This window comes from Cupriavidus necator, assembly GCF_013141915.1.
GTDB classification, from domain to species: Bacteria; Pseudomonadota; Gammaproteobacteria; order Burkholderiales; family Burkholderiaceae; genus Cupriavidus; species Cupriavidus necator_B.
Genome location: NZ_SROX01000005.1, coordinates 1 through 20,533 on the forward strand (window position 1 = coordinate 1; position 20,533 = coordinate 20,533).

At 66.6% G+C, this 20,533-nt stretch carries 19 protein-coding genes; 14 read left to right on the forward strand and 5 right to left on the reverse strand.

Annotation, left to right across the window (positions count from 1 at the left end; genetic code table 11):
• Window positions 1-1,311 precede the first annotated feature (1,311 nt).
• Together E5S69_RS11675 and E5S69_RS11680 are read right to left on the reverse strand one after the other, a co-directional pair.
• Window positions 1,312-2,067 (reverse strand): hypothetical protein, encoded by a 756-nt coding sequence (locus tag E5S69_RS11675; protein WP_236901292.1) that lies wholly within the window; start codon window positions 2,065-2,067, stop codon window positions 1,312-1,314.
• 314 nt (window positions 2,068-2,381) lie between these two features.
• Window positions 2,382-3,962 (reverse strand): isocitrate lyase, encoded by a 1,581-nt coding sequence (locus tag E5S69_RS11680; protein WP_171514822.1) that lies wholly within the window; start codon window positions 3,960-3,962, stop codon window positions 2,382-2,384.
• Window positions 3,963-4,435: 473 nt separating this feature from the next.
• On the opposite strand from E5S69_RS11680, the gene flhB reads away from it, so the two are divergent.
• The 6 genes from flhB (at window position 4,436) to E5S69_RS11710 (ending at window position 12,049) form a co-directional block, all read left to right on the forward strand.
• Complete coding sequence (gene flhB, locus E5S69_RS11685; RefSeq protein ID WP_171514823.1) at window positions 4,436-5,578, forward strand: flagellar biosynthesis protein FlhB; 1,143 nt, start codon at window positions 4,436-4,438, stop codon at window positions 5,576-5,578.
• On the forward strand, window positions 5,575-7,656 hold the full coding sequence (flhA, locus tag E5S69_RS11690; protein ID WP_171514824.1) for a flagellar biosynthesis protein FlhA: 2,082 nt from the start codon (window positions 5,575-5,577) through the stop codon (window positions 7,654-7,656). The genes flhB and flhA overlap by 4 nt, the downstream gene beginning before the upstream one ends.
• A gap of 10 nt (window positions 7,657-7,666) precedes the next feature.
• Window positions 7,667-9,991 (forward strand): flagellar biosynthesis protein FlhF, encoded by a 2,325-nt coding sequence (gene flhF / locus E5S69_RS11695; protein WP_171514825.1) that lies wholly within the window; start codon window positions 7,667-7,669, stop codon window positions 9,989-9,991.
• Window positions 9,988-10,797: a MinD/ParA family ATP-binding protein gene (locus tag E5S69_RS11700; protein WP_171514826.1), complete on the forward strand. Its 810-nt coding sequence runs from the start codon at window positions 9,988-9,990 to the stop codon at window positions 10,795-10,797. Before flhF ends, E5S69_RS11700 begins: the two co-directional genes overlap by 4 nt.
• Before the next feature lie 98 nt (window positions 10,798-10,895).
• Window positions 10,896-11,612, forward strand: coding sequence for an RNA polymerase sigma factor FliA (locus tag E5S69_RS11705; RefSeq protein ID WP_018006614.1), 717 nt, complete (start codon window positions 10,896-10,898; stop codon window positions 11,610-11,612).
• Window positions 11,612-12,049, forward strand: coding sequence for a flagellar protein FlhE (locus E5S69_RS11710; protein WP_171515087.1), 438 nt, complete (start codon window positions 11,612-11,614; stop codon window positions 12,047-12,049). Before E5S69_RS11705 ends, E5S69_RS11710 begins: the two co-directional genes overlap by 1 nt.
• 164 nt (window positions 12,050-12,213) lie before the next feature.
• Here the strand turns inward: E5S69_RS11710 and E5S69_RS11715 are convergent, their stop codons facing one another.
• The 3 genes from E5S69_RS11715 to flgA all read right to left on the reverse strand — a co-directional run bounded on the left by E5S69_RS11715 (window position 12,214) and on the right by flgA (window position 13,938).
• Window positions 12,214-12,675: a flagellar protein FlgN gene (locus tag E5S69_RS11715; protein WP_171514827.1), complete on the reverse strand. Its 462-nt coding sequence runs from the start codon at window positions 12,673-12,675 to the stop codon at window positions 12,214-12,216.
• A gap of 5 nt (window positions 12,676-12,680) precedes the next feature.
• Complete coding sequence (gene flgM / locus E5S69_RS11720) at window positions 12,681-12,992, reverse strand: flagellar biosynthesis anti-sigma factor FlgM (protein ID WP_112774628.1); 312 nt, start codon at window positions 12,990-12,992, stop codon at window positions 12,681-12,683.
• A 163-nt stretch (window positions 12,993-13,155) separates the two neighbouring features.
• A complete protein-coding gene (flgA, locus tag E5S69_RS11725; RefSeq protein ID WP_171514828.1) occupies window positions 13,156-13,938 on the reverse strand; it encodes a flagellar basal body P-ring formation chaperone FlgA in 783 nt (260 codons plus the stop codon).
• 234 nt (window positions 13,939-14,172) lie between these two features.
• On the opposite strand from flgA, the gene flgB reads away from it, so the two are divergent.
• From flgB to E5S69_RS11765, 8 genes are all read left to right on the forward strand, one after another.
• Complete coding sequence (flgB, locus tag E5S69_RS11730) at window positions 14,173-14,580, forward strand: flagellar basal body rod protein FlgB (RefSeq protein WP_171514829.1); 408 nt, start codon at window positions 14,173-14,175, stop codon at window positions 14,578-14,580.
• 15 nt (window positions 14,581-14,595) lie between these two features.
• Window positions 14,596-15,003 carry a flagellar basal body rod protein FlgC gene (gene flgC / locus E5S69_RS11735; RefSeq protein ID WP_010812667.1) on the forward strand — a complete coding sequence of 136 codons (408 nt, stop codon included), beginning with the start codon at window positions 14,596-14,598 and terminating at the stop codon, window positions 15,001-15,003.
• Window positions 15,004-15,062: 59 nt separating this feature from the next.
• On the forward strand, window positions 15,063-15,740 hold the full coding sequence (flgD, locus tag E5S69_RS11740) for a flagellar hook assembly protein FlgD (protein WP_171514830.1): 678 nt from the start codon (window positions 15,063-15,065) through the stop codon (window positions 15,738-15,740).
• Between the two features lie 68 nt (window positions 15,741-15,808).
• A complete protein-coding gene (gene flgE, locus E5S69_RS11745; RefSeq protein WP_171514831.1) occupies window positions 15,809-17,053 on the forward strand; it encodes a flagellar hook protein FlgE in 1,245 nt (414 codons plus the stop codon).
• Between the two features lie 26 nt (window positions 17,054-17,079).
• Window positions 17,080-17,823 (forward strand): flagellar basal body rod protein FlgF, encoded by a 744-nt coding sequence (locus E5S69_RS11750; RefSeq protein WP_171514832.1) that lies wholly within the window; start codon window positions 17,080-17,082, stop codon window positions 17,821-17,823.
• 61 nt (window positions 17,824-17,884) lie between these two features.
• Window positions 17,885-18,670 (forward strand): flagellar basal-body rod protein FlgG, encoded by a 786-nt coding sequence (flgG, locus tag E5S69_RS11755; protein WP_171514833.1) that lies wholly within the window; start codon window positions 17,885-17,887, stop codon window positions 18,668-18,670.
• Between the two features lie 11 nt (window positions 18,671-18,681).
• Window positions 18,682-19,380, forward strand: a complete 699-nt coding sequence (gene flgH, locus E5S69_RS11760) for a flagellar basal body L-ring protein FlgH (RefSeq protein WP_171514834.1) — start codon at window positions 18,682-18,684, stop codon at window positions 19,378-19,380.
• 7 nt (window positions 19,381-19,387) lie between these two features.
• Window positions 19,388-20,533: a flagellar basal body P-ring protein FlgI gene (locus tag E5S69_RS11765; protein WP_272871711.1), complete on the forward strand. Its 1,146-nt coding sequence runs from the start codon at window positions 19,388-19,390 to the stop codon at window positions 20,531-20,533.

The following is a 20,533-nucleotide window of genomic DNA, read 5'->3' on the forward strand; positions in this document are numbered from 1 at the left end:
GCAGGCCAAGCCGGATCAGACTCTCCGCGGTCGCAACAATGGCTTCATCTCTCGAACACGGCGACCATGCGAGTCTGGCCAACTACAGCCGTGTGCCTAAGGAAGAGCGCCGCGTGAGCTATCGCACTATAGCTATTGCGCGGGCCAACGGCCCTTCGACCGCTTTGAGCGCTGTTGATGGAGTCGAAAGAGTCCTGGAACACGACACGATCAATGACCGAAATTGGCCGAAGGCGGCGATCATCGCTCGCCAGGCCGGCAGCGACCGCTTCCGACCCATAACGGACCGCCAGATTTCTCCAAAGCGGTCATTCGCAAGGCCTAGTGGGATGGCCCGGCCCAACGCAGGGGAAACGTTTCGTAGCTCTCGGCGCTTGCACACTTTGTATATCGGCGCCGAATCATGTTCGTCTTACCGGTGCCCGCGAGTTAGGATGGGTCCCGTCACGCCGGAAGCCGCATCTCTCCGACAAACTATCTGCCACAGGACGATTGTCATTAAGCCACATCGAATTGATCGAAGGCATGGCTACGTGTTGATCGCGTATAATCTTCCATCGCAAAATTTTTAATGCACGCGGAAATGCGGATTACTTTCGCCATTCTTGTAGCGGTTGCACTCTCTGGATGTACCGTCTATTCAAGGGTAAAACTATATGAGGGACAGGAAAGGGATACTGGCAGCGTGGCTCAGCTTTATATCGATCCGCATGTGGTTGTTCATCGTTTCGATAGTAGGGTGGCTGGGTCTAGCGAGAGAGCTCTAGTACATTCCGCGGGGAAGCGCCGAGAGATAATTGAAATGCTGCCCGGCGAGCATGAACTCGAAGCGCAATTTCTTCTTCTTTGTCGAAAGTCAGAAGTCGCAGAAATGCGGTTTCGCGCAGAAGCCGGAGCAAAATATCGGCTTACGTATGAGCTCGGACCAAATAGCGCTTGGTGGCGCCCCCAAATTACGAAGTTCGATGGGGAAGAGATAGCGGATCAGGCGAGCATGCTTGATTCGATGTGCAACGTTCAAATAATCAGAATATACAGATAAGACGCCACGTTCAGCGCGTTGCAGTCACGGGAGTGCAAAGCAGTCCCCGCGCAGCAACTGCAGCGGCAAGACTGGGATTATGCGCAATCCAGGCCTGTGTGTGAGCGGCCGTTCCTGGCCGAAGACGGCCGTTCATCGGTCGGCAGGCCGGCAACGACCATGGATTTCCGCTTCAGACCCTCAAGAGACATACACATTGCCGATAGGCGGTCGTTGGAAGAGTCTACTCGGCATCGACAGTCATACAATGACTGCACAAAATGACCGTATCAATTGGCGTCGACACCAGACCCTGGCAGTCGCAACTCGCGCAGAATTTTCCTCTCATAGGCTGGCCAGTCCCTTGCAGAGTTCTCAATCGCGAGCTTGGCTAATGGTAGCTGGCGAAACAAATCATCAGTGATTCGGCGGTAATCGCGATATAGGAGAATAAGCCCTTCTAATCCCTTGTAACCTCTGCGCACGCAGTAAGGGGCTGCGAGCTTCCAGTTCATCTGATACTCGATCCATTCGGGGCCACGCTCAGCACCGACAGTCCGTATAGCTTTTTCGACATCCTCCTGCCAAAGGTAAAGGACGAACGGATTGAGTGGAGCAGTGACTGCGGCCAGCGCCTGTACGTAGTCGAAAATCAACGCAGACTCGGCGTCCATTAGCAGCAGGTGAGTCAGGTCTCCATGAAACAGTTGGCCGTCCATTACTGGGATGGGGGTCTCCGCCTGTGTCGCCTCGACAAAGGCTTTCCACCTAGCTAGAGCACGGTCCGCGAGTTGCTGTGGTGTCGCGTCCCGCCAGGGTTCAAACCAGTGTTCAAGTTCGTCTGTCGCGCGCACGGGGTGGGGCTCTGTCCTCTCGTGGACCGGCAACGCTGGCTGCCCCGCCTCTTGCAGATGTTTCGCGATGAAGCGCATCGTTGTTGACTTGCCTGAACCCATAATGCCCTCGACAATCACAAGCCGATGCGCGGTGGAAGGTTCTGCACTGCCAGACGTCGTCGAACTCATCATTTTCGCAATCGGTTTCATGGAAGGACACCTACGTTAGGCCATACATGCGGGATTGTCGACAATTTGCATGCCGTTGTCGAACTGCTCCTGGCCGGATACTGCCGTCCTTTTCCCCGGAAGCGATAGCTTGCACGCCAGCTCTTTAGGCTTCGCTAAGCGATTCGTATCACGACTTCTCACGGATTTTGAGAAGTCTAGGCGTAGGCGTTAGGCGGGTGCGTCCGGCGGCCTCTTCGATGACCTTCAAAAGCAGCAACCAAGAAGCAACTAGATTCATAAAAAAAACGCCAACCCCTCCGGGTTGGCGTTCTGCTCTAAGGCGTCCTACAGAATCAAAACTGATTCATAGTATTGTCCTTCCCCGCCGCCTTCAGCGCAGCCTCCCCGCTGAAGTACTCCTTGTGGTCATCTCCAATGTCCGACCCAGACATATTCTGGTGCTTCACGCAGGCGATACCTTGGCGGATTTCCTTCCGCTGCACCCCAGCCACATAACCCAGCATGCCCTGATCACCAAAGTATTCCTTGGCCAGGTTGTCGGTCGACAGCGCGGCGGTGTGGTACGTCGGCAGGGTGATCAGGTGATGGAAGATGCCGGCTTCACGCGACGCGTCAGCCTGGAAGGTACGGATCTTCTCGTCGGCCAGCTTGGCCAGTTCGCTGTCGTCGTATTCCACGCTCATCAGCTGGGCGCGGTCGTAAGCGGACACGTCCTTGCCCGCGGCCTTCATCGCGTCATACGCTTGCTGGCGGAAGTTCAGGGTCCAGTTGAACGACGGGCTGTTGTTGTACACCAGCTTGGCGTTCGGGATGACCTTGCGGATTTCGTTGACCATGCCGGCGATCTGGGCAATGTGCGGCTTTTCGGTTTCGATCCACAGCAGGTCGGCGCCGTTCTGCAGCGCGGTCACGCAATCCAGCACGCAGCGGGCTTCACCCGTGCCGGCGCGGAACTGGAACAGGTTGCTGGGCAGGCGCTTCGGGCGCAGCAGCTTGCCGTCGCGCTTGATGATGACGTCGCCATTGCCCAGCTGGTCGGCCGACAGTTCTTCGCAATCCAGGAACGAGTTGTACTGGTCGCCCAGGTCGCCCGGCTTGGTGGTCACGGCGATCTGCTTGGTCAGGCCGGCGCCCAGCGAGTCGGTGCGGGCGACGATGATGCCGTCGTCCACGCCCAGTTCCAGGAAGGCGTAGCGGATGGCGCGGATCTTGGCCAGGAAGTCTTCGTGCGGCACGGTGACCTTGCCGTCCTGGTGGCCGCATTGCTTCTCGTCGGAAACCTGGTTCTCGATCTGGATGCAGCAGGCGCCGGCTTCGATGAATTGCTTGGCCAGCAGGTAGGTCGCTTCGGCGTTGCCGAAACCGGCGTCGATGTCCGCGATGATGGGCACGACGTGGGTGATGTGGTTGTCGATCTTTTGCTGGATGGCTGCCTTTTCGGCGCCGGTGGCGGCGTCCAGCTGGCGGAACAGGCCGCCCAGTTCACGGGCGTCGGCCTGGCGCAGGAAGGTGTACAGCTCGCGGATCAGCGCGCTGACCGAGGTCTTCTCGTGCATTGACTGGTCCGGCAGCGGGCCGAACTCGGAGCGCAGCGCGGCCACCATCCAGCCGGACAGGTAAAGGTAGCGACGTTCGGTGCTGTTGAAGTGCTTCTTGATGGAAATCATCTTCTGCTGGCCGATAAAGCCGTGCCAGCAGCCCAGCGACTGGGTGTACTTCGACGGGTCCGCATCGTAGGCGGCCATGTCGGCGCGCATGATCTTGGCGGTGTACTTGGCGATGTCCAGGCCCGTCTTGAACTTGTTCTGCGCGCGCATGCGGGCGGCGTACTCGGGGTTGATGGCATTCCAGGCGCTGCCCTGGGTCTCTTTCAAAGCAGCCACTGCCTTGATGTCGTCTTGATACTGGGCCATGTCAGTTTCCTAAGATAAGGCGCGTTTGAGAAAAATCGTTTGGCGTGCCGACCGTGGGTCGAAGCAAACAGCGTGACCTCATTGTAGGGGGATCTGGCTCCGTTGCGGCCAACTCTTATATAAGACATAAGACTTTGTTTGTCCTTTGTTTTCAATGGGTTAGGCATCAAATTTCATGATACGGAACGTTTTCCCGCAGAACGAAACTGGGAGCCGCGCTTGCGGCGGCGTAAATTCCACGATGTGAAACGCCCTTTCAGTGAGCGGGCAGAGGCTGCTTACAGAGCCCCGGCCGATCGACGGATTCGTCACTTTCCCCTAAAGACTCGCAACGCACCCGCCGTTAACCCCAACCGTCCCCCATATCCCAAACAGCACCCAATTCCCCCGCCTTTTCGCGCGAATGGGAACACACCCTCGCTTCGATAATCCCCGCTGACGAATAGCGGCTGGCCGCTTCGCACGGAGCGTGGATGTCCGAAGAAAGCGATCTCGAGAAAACCGAACCCGCCTCACCCCGGCGCCTGGAAAAGGCGCGCGAGGAGGGGCAAGTGGTGCGTTCGCGCGAGCTGGCCACGTTTGTCATGCTGATTGCCGGCGTCACCGGCCTGTGGACGCTGGGCGGCCACCTGGGCCGCAGCCTGAACCAGGTGATGCAGGGCGCGCTGCGCTTCGAGCGGGCCACGGCGTTCGACACCTCGCGCATGCTGTCGCGCTTTGCGTTGATGGTGTGGGACAGCCTGCTGGCCTTCCTGCCGTTGCTGCTGCTGTTTGGCGTGGCCGCGCTGGCCGCGCCGCTGCTGTTGGGTGGCTGGGTGTTCTCGGCCAAGTCGTTCGCGCCGCAGTTGTCGCGCCTGTCGCCGCTGGCGGGGCTGGGGCGGATGTTCTCCGCGCACTCGCTGGTGGAGCTGCTCAAGGCGGTGGCCAAGTCGCTGCTGGTGGGCGCGGTTGGCGCCTGGGTGCTGTGGAAGCGTTTGCCCGAGGCCATCGCGCTGATGAACGCGCCGGTGCAGGAAGCGCTGCTGCACATGGTGGACCTGGTCATGTATTGCTGCCTGGTGGTGTCGCTGTCGCTGCTGGTGGTGGCGGCCATCGACGTGCCATGGCAGTACTGGGAGTTCTTCAAGAAGCTGCGCATGACCAAGGAAGAGGTCAAGCAGGAATTCAAGGAGAGCGAGGGCGACCCCCATATCAAGAATCGCATCCGCCAGCAGCAGCGCGCCATGGCACGCCGCCGCATGATGACCGAGGTGCCCAAGGCCGACGTGGTGGTGACCAACCCCACGCACTTTGCGGTGGCGCTGCGCTATGAGGAAGGGCGCATGGGCGCGCCGCGCGTGGTGGCCAAGGGCACCGGCGAGGTAGCCGCGCGCATCCGCGCGCTGGCGGCCGAGCACCGCGTGCCGCTGATGTCGGCGCCGCCGCTGGCGCGCGCGCTGCATCGCCATGTGGAGCTGGGCCAGGAAATCCCCGCCGGCCTCTATACCGCCGTGGCCGAAGTGCTGGCCTGGGTCTATCAACTGAAGCACTGGCACTACTCGCAGGGCCCGCAGCCGCAGGCGCCCGCGGACCTGGCGGTGCCCGATGAACTCGCCGTACCGGAAATGCGCGAATGAACGCACTAAGCAACCTGTTGAACCTGCCCGGCCTGCGCTCGGCGGGGCAGCTCAAGGCCATGACCGGGCCGCTGCTGATCATCATGATCCTGGGGATGATGATCCTGCCGCTGCCGGCTTTTGTGCTGGACTTGCTGTTCACCTTCAATATCGCGCTGGCGATCATGGTGCTGCTGGTCAGCATGTACACGCAGAAGCCGCTGGATTTTGCGGCTTTCCCCGCGGTGCTGCTGTTCACCACGCTGCTGCGGCTGTCGCTGAACGTGGCGTCCACGCGCGTGGTGCTGCTGGAAGGGCATACCGGCCCGGACGCGGCCGGCAAGGTGGTGGAGGCCTTCGGCCACTTCCTGGTGGGCGGCAACTTCGCGGTGGGCATCGTGGTGTTCGCGATCCTGGTGGTGATCAACTTCATGGTGATCACCAAGGGCGCGGGGCGTATCGCCGAAGTCGGCGCGCGCTTCATGCTGGACTCGATGCCGGGCAAGCAGATGTCGATCGACGCGGACCTGAACGCCGGCCTGATCGACGAAGCCGCCGCCAAGAAGCGCCGCGCCGAAGTGGCGCAGGAATCCGACTTCTACGGCGCCATGGACGGTGCCAGCAAATTCGTGCGCGGCGACGCCGTGGCGGGCCTGCTGATCATGTTTATCAACGTGGCCGCCGGCATGGTGGTGGGCATGGTCCAGCATGACCTGGACTTTGGCACCGCCGTGCACAACTACACGCTGCTGACTATCGGCGATGGCCTGGTGGCGCAGATTCCGGCGCTGGTGATTTCCACTGCCGCCGGCGTGATCGTGTCGCGCGTGTCGAACGAGCAGGACGTGGGCGAGCAGCTCACCGGCCAGCTCTTTGCCAATCCGCGCGTGCTGTACCTGACGGCCGGCATCATCGGCCTGATGGGCATTATCCCGGGCATGCCGCATTTTGCTTTCCTGCTGCTGGCGGGCGCGCTGGTGTGGATGGGCCGCTATGTCGCGCGCCGCGCGGCCACGCAGGCGCAGACCAAACAGCGGGAAGAGCGCACCCCGGCGGTGGCGCAGGAATCGACCGAAGCCAGCTGGGACGACGTCACGCTGGTCGACCCGCTCGGCATGGAAGTGGGCTACCGCCTGATCACGCTGGTGGACCGCGCGCAGGACGGCGAGCTGCTGGGCCGCATCAAGAGCATCCGCAAGAAGGTGGCGCAGGAAATCGGCTTCCTGGTGCCGGTGGTGCACATCCGCGACAACCTGGAACTCAAGCCCAATGCCTACCGCATCACGCTCAAGGGCGTGGAGATCGGCCGCGGCGAAGCCATGCCGGGCCAGTGGATGGCGATCAACCCCGGCCAGGTCAGCGGCACGCTGCCCGGCGCGGCCACGCGCGATCCGGCCTTCGGGCTGCCGGCGGTGTGGATCGATGCCGGCATCAAGGAGCAGGCGCAGGCCTTCGGCTACACCGTGGTCGACGCCAGCACGGTGGTCGCCACGCACCTGAACCACGTGATCCACATGCACGCGGCCGAGCTGCTGGGCCGCCAGGAAGTGCAGGCGCTGCTGGACCGCATCGCCAAGGATTCGCCCAAGCTGACCGAAGACCTGGTGCCGAAGGCGATTTCGCTGACGGCGCTGCAGAAGATCCTGCAGAACCTGCTGGACGAAGGCGTGCCGATCCGCGACATGCGCACCATCCTCGATGTGGTGGCCGAACACGCGCCCAAGATCAGCGACCCGAACGAGCTCACCGCGATGGTTCGTGTGGCCCTTGGCCGCGCCATCACGCAGCAGCTGTTCCCCAACAATGCCGACCTGCAGGTGATCGGTCTCGATGCCGGCCTGGAGCGCGTGCTGTCGCAGGCGCTGACCAACGGCGGCGGCATCGAGCCGGGCCTGGCCGACGCGCTGCTGCAGCAGACCCAGGGCGCGGTCACGCGCCAGGAGCAGATGGGCATGGACCCGGTGCTGCTGGTGCCGTCGCAGCTGCGTCCGCTGATGGCGCGCTTCCTGAGGCGCACCATGCCGCAGCTGAGGGTGCTGTCGCACGCCGAGGTGCCGGACAACCGCAATATCCGCATCACCGCCATGATCGGCGCGTGAGGAGTCAACGATGAGCGTAGCCAAGTTTGTCGCGGCCAACGGCCGCGAAGCCATGCGCCAGGTGCGCGAAGCCATGGGCCCCGATGCCGTGGTGCTGTCCAACCGCACCGTCGAGGGCGGCGTGGAGATCGTCGCCATGCGCGATACGGATCTGGGCAGCGTGCAGGCCACGGCGCAGGTGTATGTGCCGCCCGCACCGGTGGCCGAGCCTGCGGCCATCGGCGACCTGCGCGGCGAACTGCAATCGATGCGCGCGATGCTGGAGCGCCAGCTGGCCGGCATCGGCGCGGCGCCCGGTGTGGCCCCGAGCGCGGCGGCGCACGGCGTGGCCGCGAGCGACCCGCTGCGCGAATCGCTGTTCGAATGGCTGGTCGGCGCGGGCTTCTCCGGGCAACTGGCGCGCACGCTGCTGGCGCGGCTGCCGCTGGGTTATGACCGTCCGGCGGCGATGGGCTGGATCCGCGCCGAACTGGCCAGCAAGCTGCCGGTGCTGGCCGACGAGGACCACCTGTTCGCGCGAGGCGGCGTGCTGGCGCTGGTGGGCCCCACCGGCGTGGGAAAGACCACCACCACGGCCAAGCTGGCGGCGCGCTTTGTGCTGCGCCACGGCGCCGACAAGCTGGCGCTGCTGACCACCGACAGCTTCCGTATCGGCGCCCACGAGCAGCTGCGCATTTATGGCGACATCCTGGGCGTGCCGGTGCATGCGGTCAAGGACGCCGCCGACCTGCGCTTCGCGCTGGCGGCGATGAAGGACAAGCACCTGGTGATCATCGACACCGTCGGCATGAGCCAGCGCGACCGCAGCCTGTCGGAGCAGATCGCCATGCTGGCCGGCGTGCCCGCGCCGGTGCAGCGCGTGCTGCTGCTCAACGGCGCCAGCCACGGCGATACCCTCAATGAAGTGGTGCACGCCTACCGCCATGACGCGGCGCCGGATGGCGGCGGCATTGATGGCTGCATCATGAGCAAGCTGGATGAAGCGACCCACCTGGGTTCGGTGCTGGACGTGGTGATCCGCCACCGGCTGCCTGTCTTCTATGCCTCCACCGGTCAGCGCGTGCCCGAGCACCTGGAGCTGGCCAGCAGTACCGCGCTGGTCGAGCGCGCCTTCCTGACGCCGCGCCGCGGCTCGGTGTTTGCCGATGCCGATGCCGCGCGCCGCGCCGCCGCCGGCGCCGGTGAAGAAGCGCCCGCGCGCGGTGGTGCCGCCGACGTGCTGCGCTCGCTGACCGACAGCGCCGACGCGCTGGGCCAGTGCGTGGCAGAACTCAATGGGGCCGGCCTGGGCTTTGACCTGGCCCGCTCGCTGTGGCAACAGCGCGGCGCCGGCGCGCCCGCCCTGCGCGCGATGTCGCAGCAGGTGCGCGAAGCCGTGTGCCGGGACGTGACCCGCCATTGCGAGCAATACGTGCTGGCCATCGCCGCCACGCTGCAGGTGGCCGTGCCCGGCCGCCGCGCGCCGCAGCCGATGCAGCATACGTTGTGGCTGGCCGACCGCAACGGCATGCCGCTGGCGGCTGCCGTTACGCCCACTGGCCGTGCCGGCCAGCCGCTGGGCGAAGCGGAAGCCGACGCCGCCAACCTGCGCGCCGCGATGAGCGCCGCGCGCAAGGTGGTCAACCTGCTCGAGACAATGCCTTCCGCCGCCACGCTGGCGCGCTGGCAGACGGCTGGCGAGCGCTGGGTCGCCAGCGCGCGCAAGACCGCGCGCGTGGTCAGCGCCGGCGCCGCGTGGAAGCTCGATGCCCTGGCGGACACGCTGACCTTCCACGCCGTCGGCGAAGACACCGTGCGCGAGCGCGATGCCGTGCGCTGGCTGGCCACCGCCGACGTGCGCGTGCCGGACAGCCCGGTGCGCGGCAAGGGCACGCCCGAAGGCGGCATCGACGCCTGCCTGGTGGTAGCCCGCCTGGCGGACCGCGCTAGCGGCGAACTGCTAGATACCCGCTACCTGTTGTGCGATCCGGCCCTGGCGCAGGATGCCGCGCAGGTCGCGCGCTGGGCGCTGTGGACCGATGCGGCCGAGGCCGGCCTGCGCACGCTGCGCCACGCCATCGACCATTTCGCGCAGGATGCGCACGATGCCGCCGGCGCCACCGTGGCCGCGCTGCAGCTGGGCATCTCGGTGCTGCGCCTGGAACATGCACCCACCGCGGCCGCGCCCGCGTTCCTTGCGCGCCTGGCCGGGCGTACGGCGCGCCCGGGCGCGCCGGTGCCGGGCACCGTGCTCAATGAAGGCATGGGCCGCATGCTGGCCTTGCTGGACGTGCTGGAAAACTATCCGGGCCGCGCCGTCGCAGCGCCTGGCCCCACCGCGGAGGCGCTGCAATGAGTTCCCTCGCCATGGACCAGGCCGAGAGCCTGCGCCGGATGCTGGCGCCGCGCACCACGCGCCGCATCGCCGTGCTCGCCAGCGAACGCGGCGCCGGCGCCACCACCGTGGCGCTGGGCTTGTCGCACGCGCTGGCGATGCAGGGCGAGCGCGTGCTGCTGGTCGATGAAGACGCCGCCGCGGCTGTGGCTACGCGCTTGTCCGGCGCCAGGCCGGCGGGCACGCTGGCCGACGTCCAGGCAGGCCGGTTGTCGCTGGAGGCTGCGGCGGGCGTTGGCCCGGGCGGCGTGCTGTCGGTGCTGCCGGCGGGCCGGCCGGTACCGGGTGCTGGCTTGCCGCAGGTGGCAGGGAGCGATTTTCGCAGCGTGATCGTGGATGCCGGCATCGATGCCGACGGCGCGCTGTCGCCGCTCGCGGGCGGTGCGCACAACGTGCTGGTGGTGATGCGCCCGGAGCTGGCGTCGATCACCGCCGCCTATGCCTGCATCAAGCGGCTGCACCACCTGTATGCGTGGCGCCGGTTCCACCTGATCGTCAACCTGGCGGCAAGCGAAGCCACGGTGCAGGCCATCCTGCGCAACCTGGCGCGCACCGCCAGCCAGTATCTCGGCGTCGAGGTGCTGTGCGCGGGCTGGTTGCCGGCCGACCCGCTGGTGACGCGCGCCGTGCAGCTGGGCCGCTGCGTGGTCGAGGCCTTCCCGGCGGCACCGGCCACCGCGGCACTGCGCCGCAGCGCCGGCGGCATCGGCGCCTGGCCGCTGCGCGCGGACGCCGCCGCGCCCGCTGCCGCCCCCGCCATGGCATGAGCCTGCCAGCCATGCCACCTGAAACCACCACACCCTGAGCCAGCACGGCCGCCGCAGGCGCGCCGGTCCAGCCATCCAGCAGTCACGAGAATTGCACCATGTACACGATCCAGGGAAAGCTCGAACAGGCCGATGTGGTCAAGGCGCACGCCCAGCTGGTGCGGCGCATCGCGCTGCAGCTCGCCGCGCGGCTGCCCGCCAGCGTGCAGATCGACGACCTGATCCAGGCCGGCATGATCGGCCTGCTCGACGCCGCCAAGCGCTATGAAGACACGCACGGCGCGCGCTTCGAGACCTACGCCAGCCAGCGCATCCGCGGCGCCATGCTCGACGAAGTGCGCGCCAACGACTGGCAATCGCGCAGCCTGCGCCAGTTCACGCGGCGCATCGAACGCACCCAGCGCAACCTGGAACAGAAGCTCGGCCGCACGCCGATCGATTCCGAGGTGGCCGAGGCCATGGAGATGCCGCTGGACGAATACCAGCTGCTGCTCAACGAGGTCTATGGCTGCCAGCTGCTGCACTATGAAGACTTCGAGCGCTCCGGCGAAGAAGACTTTCTGGACCGCCACCTCGGCGGCAGCGATGACGGCAACCCGCTGACTGTGCTGATGGAAAGCGGCATGCGCGAGGCACTGGTGCGCGCCATCGAGCGACTGCCCGAGCGCGAGAAGCTGGTGCTGTCGCTGTGCTACGACCAGGAACTGAACCTGCGCGAAATCGGCGCGGTACTCGACGTGACCGAGTCGCGCGTGTGCCAGATCCGCGGGCAGGCCATCAACCGGCTGCGCAGCCAGTTGCGCGGGCTGCTGTGATGCGGGGGCCGGGGCGCGCCGCGCGTGGCGCCTGCTGGCTGCTGGTCGCCGTATCGGCCTGCGCCTGGGCCACCTTTGATGCCGGCACCCGTCATGCATGGACGGGCTCCGTCAATGGGCCGGCCCTATACGGCCGCGGGCAACGCGCGGTATCGCCGCCGATACTGCCCACCGGCGTATTGCCGCAATCGGAAGGGGTGATTACCTCGGTGCGCTGGCGCTACAGCTTCGCCAAGACGCCACCGCAGGAACTGCAGGCCTCCCTGTGCAATGCGCAACGGTGCGTGCTGCTGCCGCAGGCCGAGGGCAAGACCGACGCGTTCCTTGGCGACGATGCCACCAAGGGGTTTGTGTTTGCGTTCCGGGTGCCGGGGCAGGGGAGTTTGGTGCCGGTGTTGCAGGGGCGGCGTAATGAGGTGGTGGTGGGGTTCAGGTAGGGCCTTACTGCTTCTGGCACACGCGACTTTCAATCGAGCTTTTCCAATCCCGCTTGTGTACTCCCTCTCCCGCTTGCGGGAGAGGGTTGGGGTGAGGGCGGAAGGATCAACGAAGTGAAGGCTGTCGCTATTGCCACCGCATAAAGCGCGCAAGAGCCGAAGTCTTAACCCGCCGCCAGACTCACTCCCCCAACCCCCGCCGCCGCCTTCCCATCCTTCCCATACAACCCCGCATCCCCGCCACTATGCTGGCGCAGCGCCTGGATGGCTTCGCGGGTGAAGTCGAGGTGCGCGTCGACGACGGCGCCGTTGAGGGCGTTAGCGTCGCGCGCGCTCCGGGCGGTAAAGATCAGCCGGCGCCAGGCGTCGGCCACGGCCGGGTCGACCTGGCGGCCCAGCAGCTGGCCTTCGGGGCCGGCGCGCAGGCCCAGCGCGCCCATCTGGGCTTCGCGGGCCTTGAGCTGGCGGGACAGGGCCTGGCCCAGTTCTACCTTGCGCGTCAGCAGTCCGCTCAGGGACTGGAAGTCGCCCCGCTTGAGGGCGTCGCGCTCTTCGGCGAGGAGTTGGCCGAAGGCCTGGATGCCTTCGGTTTCGCGCTGCAGGGACTGGATCAGACTCTGGCTCATGGTGGCTATTTGGCGTCGGCCTGGCCGAGCTCGCGCAGGGTGGCGAGCAGGCCGTCGGCAATCTTGCCCGGGTCGATCTTGATCCGGCCTTCGGCGATGGCCTGGCGGATCTCTTCGACCTTGGCGGTATCGATATCGTCGTCAGCCGGCTGGGCCAGGCGGGCGCTGATGTCGCGCACCTGGGCGGCCAGCGGGCTGACGCTCAGGCCGGCGGACGGGGCGGCGGCATCGGCGGCGGCCGGGGCGGCCTGGGGCCGGGCGGCGTCGCCAGCGGCGGCGTCGGCGGGCCGGGACGAGGTGGAGTGGTTGATCTTCACGGGGCGTTCCTTGCTGGTTTCCTATGGCATTACGGACGCGCCGGCGAATTCTTTAGGGCGCCGGGCCCGGATTCGCCGCGCGGCGGCTGCGGCGGCATTTTCGCACGCCGCCTGCCCCGGATTTCCAGTCTTTTGCGCCACGGTTACAGCACCTGGCGTACGGTTATTGCAGCACCACGGTGTCGCCGCTGCGCACCAGCCCATTGACCACCTGGCCGCTGCGCAGGCGTACCTGCACCGTGTTGCCGGTGGCGGCGTCGGCCAGCACCTTGCCTTCGCTGGTGATCTGGAAGGCATCGCCCTCAACCGCCACGGTGACGATCTGGCCCTGGCGCACGGCGATGGCCTTGCGCAGCAGGTCGGCGCGCAGCGGCGATCCGGCGGCGATCCGGTTGGCGGTGACGGCCCCGGCCAGCTGCGCCGGGTCGGTGATCACCGCGCGCGGCAGCGCGCCCAGGTCGCCCTGGCGAACTTCGACATCGGCCTGGCTGACGGGCTCGCCCGCGCCCAGCGCGCGTGCGGCCACGTAATAGTCAGTCAGCACGGATACGCGTGCCTGCATGTAGCGCACCCAGGGCCGCTCGCCGCCACAGCGCACGCCCACCGAGATGCGGCCCCATGACGAGGCGCCGGCGGGCAGGAACGGGTCGGGCGCGATGCATTCCGGCGCGCGGCCGCCTGACGGCGGCGCCACCTGCACGCTGACCTTGCCCGGCAGGCCGGCGGTCTGCTGCTGCAGGAAGCGCTCGACGGCAACGCGCGCCGGGTCCTCGGTGAACGGGCTGGCCGTGGCGTGGACAGGCGCGCCGGCACCGTGCGCGGCGGGCGCCTGCATCGCGACCGGCGTGACCTGCGCCGCCGCAACGCCGGTGGCAGGGCCCGCGGCGCAGGCGATCATCAGAGCGCACACCAGGCGGCGGCGGGCGTTGCGGCAATGCTGTTTCATCTGAACTTCCCGGCAAGGACGGCGCGCGGCCCCGTGACTGGCTGCGCGCGCCGTATACATCTGTCATCGGGGGCCCATTGTAGGCAGCGCCTCGCGCGCGGGCGGGCCGAAATGCGCGGATTTCCCGTCCTTATTCATCCGATTGGCGTGACAGCTCCCCGCCTAAGATGCCAACCCTGAAGAAGGCAGGTTCGCTCCGTTCCGGTGAGCGCATGGCCAGCAGGGAGATGCCAGATGATTGACAGACTTGATGCGGCACTACGTTTCCAGCAGGAAGCGCTGAGCCTGCGCAACCAGCGGCAGTCGGTGATTGCCTCGAACATCGCGCACGCGGACACGCCCGGCTACAAGGCGCGCGACTTTGATTTTTCCAGCACGCTGGCGCAGAGCGTGGAGCGCGGCCACCGCAACGAGGGCATGACGCTGTCGACCACGTCGGTGCGCCACCTGCCCGCGCAGGCGCCCGGCCGCGAGGAGTTCGACCTGGCCTACCGCATCCCGCTGCAGTCCAGCGTCGACGGCAACACCGTGGAAATGGATACCGAACGCGTGGCCTTTGCCGACAACGCCGTGCACTTCGAATCCGGCCTCACGGTGATGAATTCCAAGATCAAGACCATGCTGGCCGCGATCCAGCAGTAACGGGAGAGCGAACCCATGCCGGCAATGAACATCTTCGACGTCGCGGGCTCGGCCATGGCCGCGCAGTCGCAGCGCATGAACGTGACCGCGTCCAACCTGGCCAATGCCGACAGCGTGGTCAGCCCGGATGGCCAGGCCTACCGCGCCAAGCAGGTGGTGTTCGGCATGGCGCCCACGCCGGGGCAGACCGATATCGGCGGCGTGCAGGTGCGCGGCGTGAGCGAGGATCCGTCGCCCCCGCGCATGGTGCACAACCCCACGCATCCGATGGCCAATGCCCAGGGCTATGTGGTGATGCCCAACGTCAACCCGGTGGAGGAGATGGTCAACATGATCTCGGCCTCGCGCTCTTACCAGGCCAATGTGGAAGTGCTCAACACCGCCAAGAACATGATGCTCAAGACGTTGACGATCGGCCAGTAAGCAGCGGGCCCGGATCGGGACGCGAACGCCTCCAACCAGCACGCAGACAAAGCACAGACATGACCACGACCTCCGCCACCGGCGCCACGGCAGGCAGCAACACGCAAGGCATCAACGACGCGCTCAAGAGCGGCAGCGCCAGCGCGTCCGACCTGCAGAACAACTTCCTGACCATGCTCGTCACGCAGATGAACAACCAGGATCCGCTCAACCCGATGGACAACGCGCAGCTGACCTCGCAGCTGGCGCAGATCAGCACCGTCAGCGGCATGCAGACCATGAACGCGACGCTGTCGCAGCTGCTGTCGCAGGTCAGCGCCAGCCGCGCCATGGATTCCGCCGCGCTGATCGGCCATACCGTGATGGTGCCGGGCAAGCAGGTGTCGGTCGCAGGCGGCGTGCCGGGCAAGATGGGGCTGGACCTGCCGTCGACCGCCGATGCGGTCACGGTCGACGTGCTCGACAAGGACGGCAACGTGGTGCGCACCATCGACATGAAGGGCCAGACGCCGGGCGTGCACAACATCGCCTGGGACGGCAAGAACAACGCCGGCGCGGCCGTGGCCGACGGCGACTACACCTTCAAGGTGACCGCCACCGCCAACGGCACCTCGGTGCAGCCGGTGGCGCTGGTGTACGGCAAGGTCCAGAGCATCAGCGGCGACGCCAGCGGCGTGCTGGTGGACCTGGGCGACGGCCAGACCGCGAACGTCGACGACGTGCGCCGCATTCTCTAATACGCAGGTGCCGGCAGCGCGCGGGCGCCGGCCGGCTTCAACCACAGCCTAGTCAAAAGGAAGCAATCATGGGTTTCGGTCAAGGGGTAAGCGGCCTGAACGCCGCCGCGTCCAACCTGGACGTGATCGGCAACAACATCGCCAACGCCAACACGGTTGGCTACAAGCAATCGGCCGCGCAGTTCGCCGACGTCTACGCCGGCACCAAGATCGGCCTGGGCGTGCGCGTGAACTCGGTGGTGCAGTCGTTCAACCAGGGCAATATCGAGGCCTCGGGCCGGTCCCTGGACGTGGCCATCACCAACGGCAATGGCTTCTTCCGCCTGACCAGCCCGGAAGGCGCGGTCTACTACTCGCGCAACGGCCAGTTCCAGCGCCAGGAAGACGGCCGCATCACCAATATGCAGGGCCTGCAGGTCACGGGCTATCCCGCGGGCGTGGCCGGCGGTGCCGGCGTGCAGCCGCAGCCGCTGGTGATCAGCAACGCGCAGATGGAACCGCGCGCCACCAGCACCATCACTGCCAAGTTCCAGCTGGACTCGCGCGCCACCGTGCCGACGCAGGCCTTTGCCAGCTCGGCCGGCTCGCCGCCGACCAGCAACATGTTCAACTACAGCACGGCGATCAACGTCTATGACTCGCTCGGCAACAAGCAGCAGCTGATGGCGTACTTCGCCAAGGCGGCGGATTCGGCCGTGGCGCCGGTCCATCCGACCGTGGCCGGCGGCACCGACTGGCAGATGTACGTGACCGACGTCAACGGCAACATGGTGGGCGGCGCGCCTACCACGCTGGCCTTCGACAACGCGGGCGCGCTGCAGTCGCCCGCGGCCGGCGCCGTGACCCTGACCCAGCCGGCCGCCAACGGCGCGCAGGCGATGGCGATGAAGCTCGACCTGACCGGCACCACCCAGTTCGGCGCCGACAACGACGTCAAGCAGCTCAGCCAGAACGGCTACACCTCGGGCAGCCTGCTGGGCTTCTCGGTCAACGGCGACGGCACCATCACCGGCAACTATTCCAACGAGCAGACCAAGCCGCTGGGCCAGATCGTGATGGCCGCGTTCGGCAACGTCGAAGGCCTGAAGCCGGAGGGCGACAACGTGTGGTCGGCCACCGGCGCCTCTGGCCAGGCGCTCGTCGGTGTGGCCGGCGGCAGCATGGGCACGCTGCGCTCCAATGCGGTGGAAGCCTCCAACGTGGACCTGTCCGGCCAGCTGGTCAACCTGATCGTGGCGCAGCGCAACTACCAGGCCAACGCGCAGACCATCAAGGCGCAGGACACGGTCATGCAGACCCTGGTCAACCTGTGACCGCCACGCTGAGCTGAGCCGCCGCCATGGACCGCATGATCTACACCGCCCTGTCGGGCGCCAAGCAGATACTCGACCAGCAAGCGGCGGTATCGAACAACCTCGCCAACGTCTCGACGCCGGCGTTCCGCGCCCAGGTCAACCTGTACCGCGCGGTGCCGGTGGTCGGGCCGGAGGCGGGCACGCGCGCCTTCACGCTGGCGTCGACGCCCGGTGCCGACATGCGCGCCGGCCCGCTGACCTATACCGGCCGCACGCTGGACGTGGCGCTGCAGGGCAACGGCTGGCTGGTGGTGCAGGCGCCCGACGGCACCGAGGCCTATACCCGCGCCGGCGCGCTGCAGGTGGCACAGGACGGCCAGGTGCAGACCATCTCCGGCCTGCCGGTGATGGGCGACGGCGGTCCGCTGGCGGTGCCGCCGGGCTCGCAGGTGACCATCGGCACCGACGGCACCATCACCGCGCGCGGACCCGGCGAAGCCTCGGCCGGCCTGGCGCAGGTGGGTCGGCTGCGCGTGGTCAATCCGCCCAACGATGCCATCGCCCGCGGCGATGACGGCCTGTTCAGACTGCGCCCAGGCGCGCAGCCGCTGGCGGCCGATCCCACCGTGCGCGTGATTTCGGGCGCGCTGGAAGGCAGCAACGTCAACCCGACCGAAGCCATGGTCGAGATGATCGCCAACGCGCGCCGCTTCGAGATGCAGATGAAGATGATCCAGGGCGCCGACGGCAACGAGCAGCGCGCCAACCAGCTGCTCTCGACCAACTGAACCGAATGACCGGCCGGCACGGCGCACCGTGCCGGCCCCCAGCACCCAAGCAAGGACCCACATGATCCGCTCTCTCTGGATTGCCAAGACCGGCCTCGATGCGCAGCAGACGCAGATGGACGTGATCTCGAACAACCTGGCCAACGTGTCGACCAACGGCTTCAAGCGCGGCCGCGCGGTGTTCGAGGAACTGATGTACCAGACCATCCGCCAGCCCGGCGCGCTGTCGTCGGACCAGACCACGCTGCCCTCCGGCATGCAGCTGGGCACCGGCGTGCGCCCGGTGGCCACCGAGCGCATCCACACGCAGGGCAATCCACAGCAGACCGGCAACGCCAAGGATGTCGCCATCCTGGGCCAGGGCTTCTTCCAGGTGGCGCTGCCCGACGGCACCACCGCCTATACCCGCGACGGCTCGTTCCAGGTGGACCAGAACGGCCAGCTGGTGACTTCCAGCGGCTTCGTGATCCAGCCGGCCATCACCATCCCGGCCAACACGCTGACGATGACCGTCGGGCGCGACGGCACGGTGTCGGTGACGCAGCCGGGCTCCAGCGCCAATGTGCAGGTGGGGCAGCTGCAGCTGGCCACCTTCATGAACCCGGCCGGCCTGGAAAGCATGGGCGAGAACCTGTACGTGCAGACCGACGCGTCGGGCGCGCCCAACACCACCGTGCCGGGCCTGAACGGCGCGGGCACGGTGCAGCAGAACTATGTCGAGGCCTCCAACGTGAACGTGGTCGAAGAACTGGTCAGCATGATCCAGACGCAGCGCGCGTACGAGATCAACAGCAAGGCGGTGCAGGCATCGGACCAGATGCTGCAGCGCCTGTCGCAACTGGGTTGATTGGTGTGAACATGGCCACCTTGCTTTCCCGCCTGGGCGCGCGTGCGCTGGTTTGCCTGGCCGGCGCGGCAATGCTGGCCACGAGCGGCTGCGCGCTGATGCCGCGCGAGCCGCTGGTGCAGATGCCGACCACGGCGCGCGCCGAGCCGCGCCCGCTGGGTCCGGCGTCCGGCTCGATCTACCAGTCTTCGTATGCCGGCAACCCGCTGTTCGAGGACCGGCGCCCGCGCAACGTGGGCGACATCCTGACCATCCTGATCACCGAGAACGTCAACGCCAGCAAGAACTCCGGCACCAATACCAGCCGCACCGGCAACGCCGCGCTGGCGTTCGACGCGGTGCCGCGCGCGCTGGGCGGCCTGTTCGGCACCAGCCAGAACGCCAACATCAACGGCGCCAACACCATGAAGGCCAGCGGCGGCGCCAGCGCCGCCAACACCTTCAACGGCACCATCACCGTGACCGTGCTGGAGGTGCTGGCCAACGGCAACCTGGTGGTCTCCGGCGAAAAGCAGATGGCCATCAACCAGGGCGCCGAGTTCATCCGCTTCTCGGGCGTGGTCAATCCCCGCACCATCACCGGCGACAACGCCGTACTGTCGACGCAGGTCGCCGATGCGCGCATCGAATATACCGCCAAGGGCGTGATCGACGAGGCGCAGAACATGGGCTGGCTGCAGCGCTTCTTCCTCAATGTTTCTCCGTTCTGACCGCGCCATGTCTGCCCAGATGCTTGCTCGTTTCCTGTCCCGCCTGCTGCGGCTGACCATGGTCAGCCTGGCGCTGGGCGTGGCCTTCGGCGCCTTCGCCACCGGTGCCAAGGCCGAGCGCCTGAAGAACCTGGCCACCTTCCAGGGCGTGCGCGAGAACCCGCTGGTCGGATACGGCCTGGTGGTGGGGCTGGACAACACCGGCGACCAGACCATGCAGACGCCGTTCACCACGCAGAGCCTGACCAACATGCTGTCGCAGCTGGGCATCACGCTGCCGGCCGGCAAGAACATGCAGCTCAAGAACGTCGCGGCGGTGATGGTGACCGCGTCGCTGCCCGCGTTCGCGCAGCCCGGCAGCCAGCTCGACGTGGTGGTGTCGTCGATGGGCAATGCCAAGAGCCTGCGCGGCGGCACGCTGCTGATGACCCCGCTCAAGGGCGCCGACGGGCAGGTCTACGCCATCGCCCAGGGCAACATGCTGGTGGGCGGCGCGGGCGCGTCGGCCAACGGCAGCAAGGTGCAGATCAACCAGCTGGCGGTGGGGCGCATCGCCAACGGCGCCATCGTCGAGCGTGCGGTCGCGCCGTTCCAGCCCGATGGCGGCGTGCTCAACCTGGAACTGAAGGACACGGATTTCGGCACGGCGGAGCGCGTGGTCGAAGCCATCAACCGCAACATGGGCGGCGGCGTTGCCGCGGCGCTGGACGGTCGCGTGGTGCAGGTGCGTGCGCCGGCATCGCCGGCGGCGCGCGTGGGCTTTTTGGCGCGCATCGAGAATATCGACGTCACCCGGGCCCGGGCGGCCGCCAAGGTGATTCTGAACGCCCGCACCGGCTCGATCGTGATGAACCAGGCGGTGACCGTGGATGACTGCGCGGTGGCGCACGGCAACCTGTCGGTAGTGATCAACACGCAACCGGTGATCAGCCAGCCCGCGCCGTTCAGCGACGGCCAGACCGTGGTGGCGCCGGTGTCGCAGATCGACATGAAGCAGCAGGGCGGTTCGCTGCAGATCGTCAAGGCGGGCGCTTCGCTGGCCGCGGTGGTCAAGGGGCTGAACGCGCTGGGCGCCACGCCGGCCGACTTGCAGACCATCCTGGAAGCGATGCGCGCGGCGGGTGCGCTGCGCGCCGAGCTGGAAGTGATCTGA

Coding starts and splice junctions, on each gene's coding strand:
- E5S69_RS11675 (WP_236901292.1), bottom strand. CDS start 2,067: ATGAAACCGATTGCGAAAATGATGAGTTCGACGACGTCTGGCAGTGCA.
- E5S69_RS11680 (WP_171514822.1), bottom strand. CDS start 3,962: ATGGCCCAGTATCAAGACGACATCAAGGCAGTGGCTGCTTTGAAAGAG.
- flhB (WP_171514823.1), top strand. CDS start 4,436: ATGTCCGAAGAAAGCGATCTCGAGAAAACCGAACCCGCCTCACCCCGG.
- flhA (WP_171514824.1), top strand. CDS start 5,575: ATGAACGCACTAAGCAACCTGTTGAACCTGCCCGGCCTGCGCTCGGCG.
- flhF (WP_171514825.1), top strand. CDS start 7,667: ATGAGCGTAGCCAAGTTTGTCGCGGCCAACGGCCGCGAAGCCATGCGC.
- E5S69_RS11700 (WP_171514826.1), top strand. CDS start 9,988: ATGAGTTCCCTCGCCATGGACCAGGCCGAGAGCCTGCGCCGGATGCTG.
- E5S69_RS11705 (WP_018006614.1), top strand. CDS start 10,896: ATGTACACGATCCAGGGAAAGCTCGAACAGGCCGATGTGGTCAAGGCG.
- E5S69_RS11710 (WP_171515087.1), top strand. CDS start 11,612: ATGCGGGGGCCGGGGCGCGCCGCGCGTGGCGCCTGCTGGCTGCTGGTC.
- E5S69_RS11715 (WP_171514827.1), bottom strand. CDS start 12,675: ATGAGCCAGAGTCTGATCCAGTCCCTGCAGCGCGAAACCGAAGGCATC.
- flgA (WP_171514828.1), bottom strand. CDS start 13,938: ATGAAACAGCATTGCCGCAACGCCCGCCGCCGCCTGGTGTGCGCTCTG.
- flgB (WP_171514829.1), top strand. CDS start 14,173: ATGATTGACAGACTTGATGCGGCACTACGTTTCCAGCAGGAAGCGCTG.
- flgC (WP_010812667.1), top strand. CDS start 14,596: ATGCCGGCAATGAACATCTTCGACGTCGCGGGCTCGGCCATGGCCGCG.
- flgD (WP_171514830.1), top strand. CDS start 15,063: ATGACCACGACCTCCGCCACCGGCGCCACGGCAGGCAGCAACACGCAA.
- flgE (WP_171514831.1), top strand. CDS start 15,809: ATGGGTTTCGGTCAAGGGGTAAGCGGCCTGAACGCCGCCGCGTCCAAC.
- E5S69_RS11750 (WP_171514832.1), top strand. CDS start 17,080: ATGGACCGCATGATCTACACCGCCCTGTCGGGCGCCAAGCAGATACTC.
- flgG (WP_171514833.1), top strand. CDS start 17,885: ATGATCCGCTCTCTCTGGATTGCCAAGACCGGCCTCGATGCGCAGCAG.
- flgH (WP_171514834.1), top strand. CDS start 18,682: ATGGCCACCTTGCTTTCCCGCCTGGGCGCGCGTGCGCTGGTTTGCCTG.
- E5S69_RS11765 (WP_272871711.1), top strand. CDS start 19,388: ATGTCTGCCCAGATGCTTGCTCGTTTCCTGTCCCGCCTGCTGCGGCTG.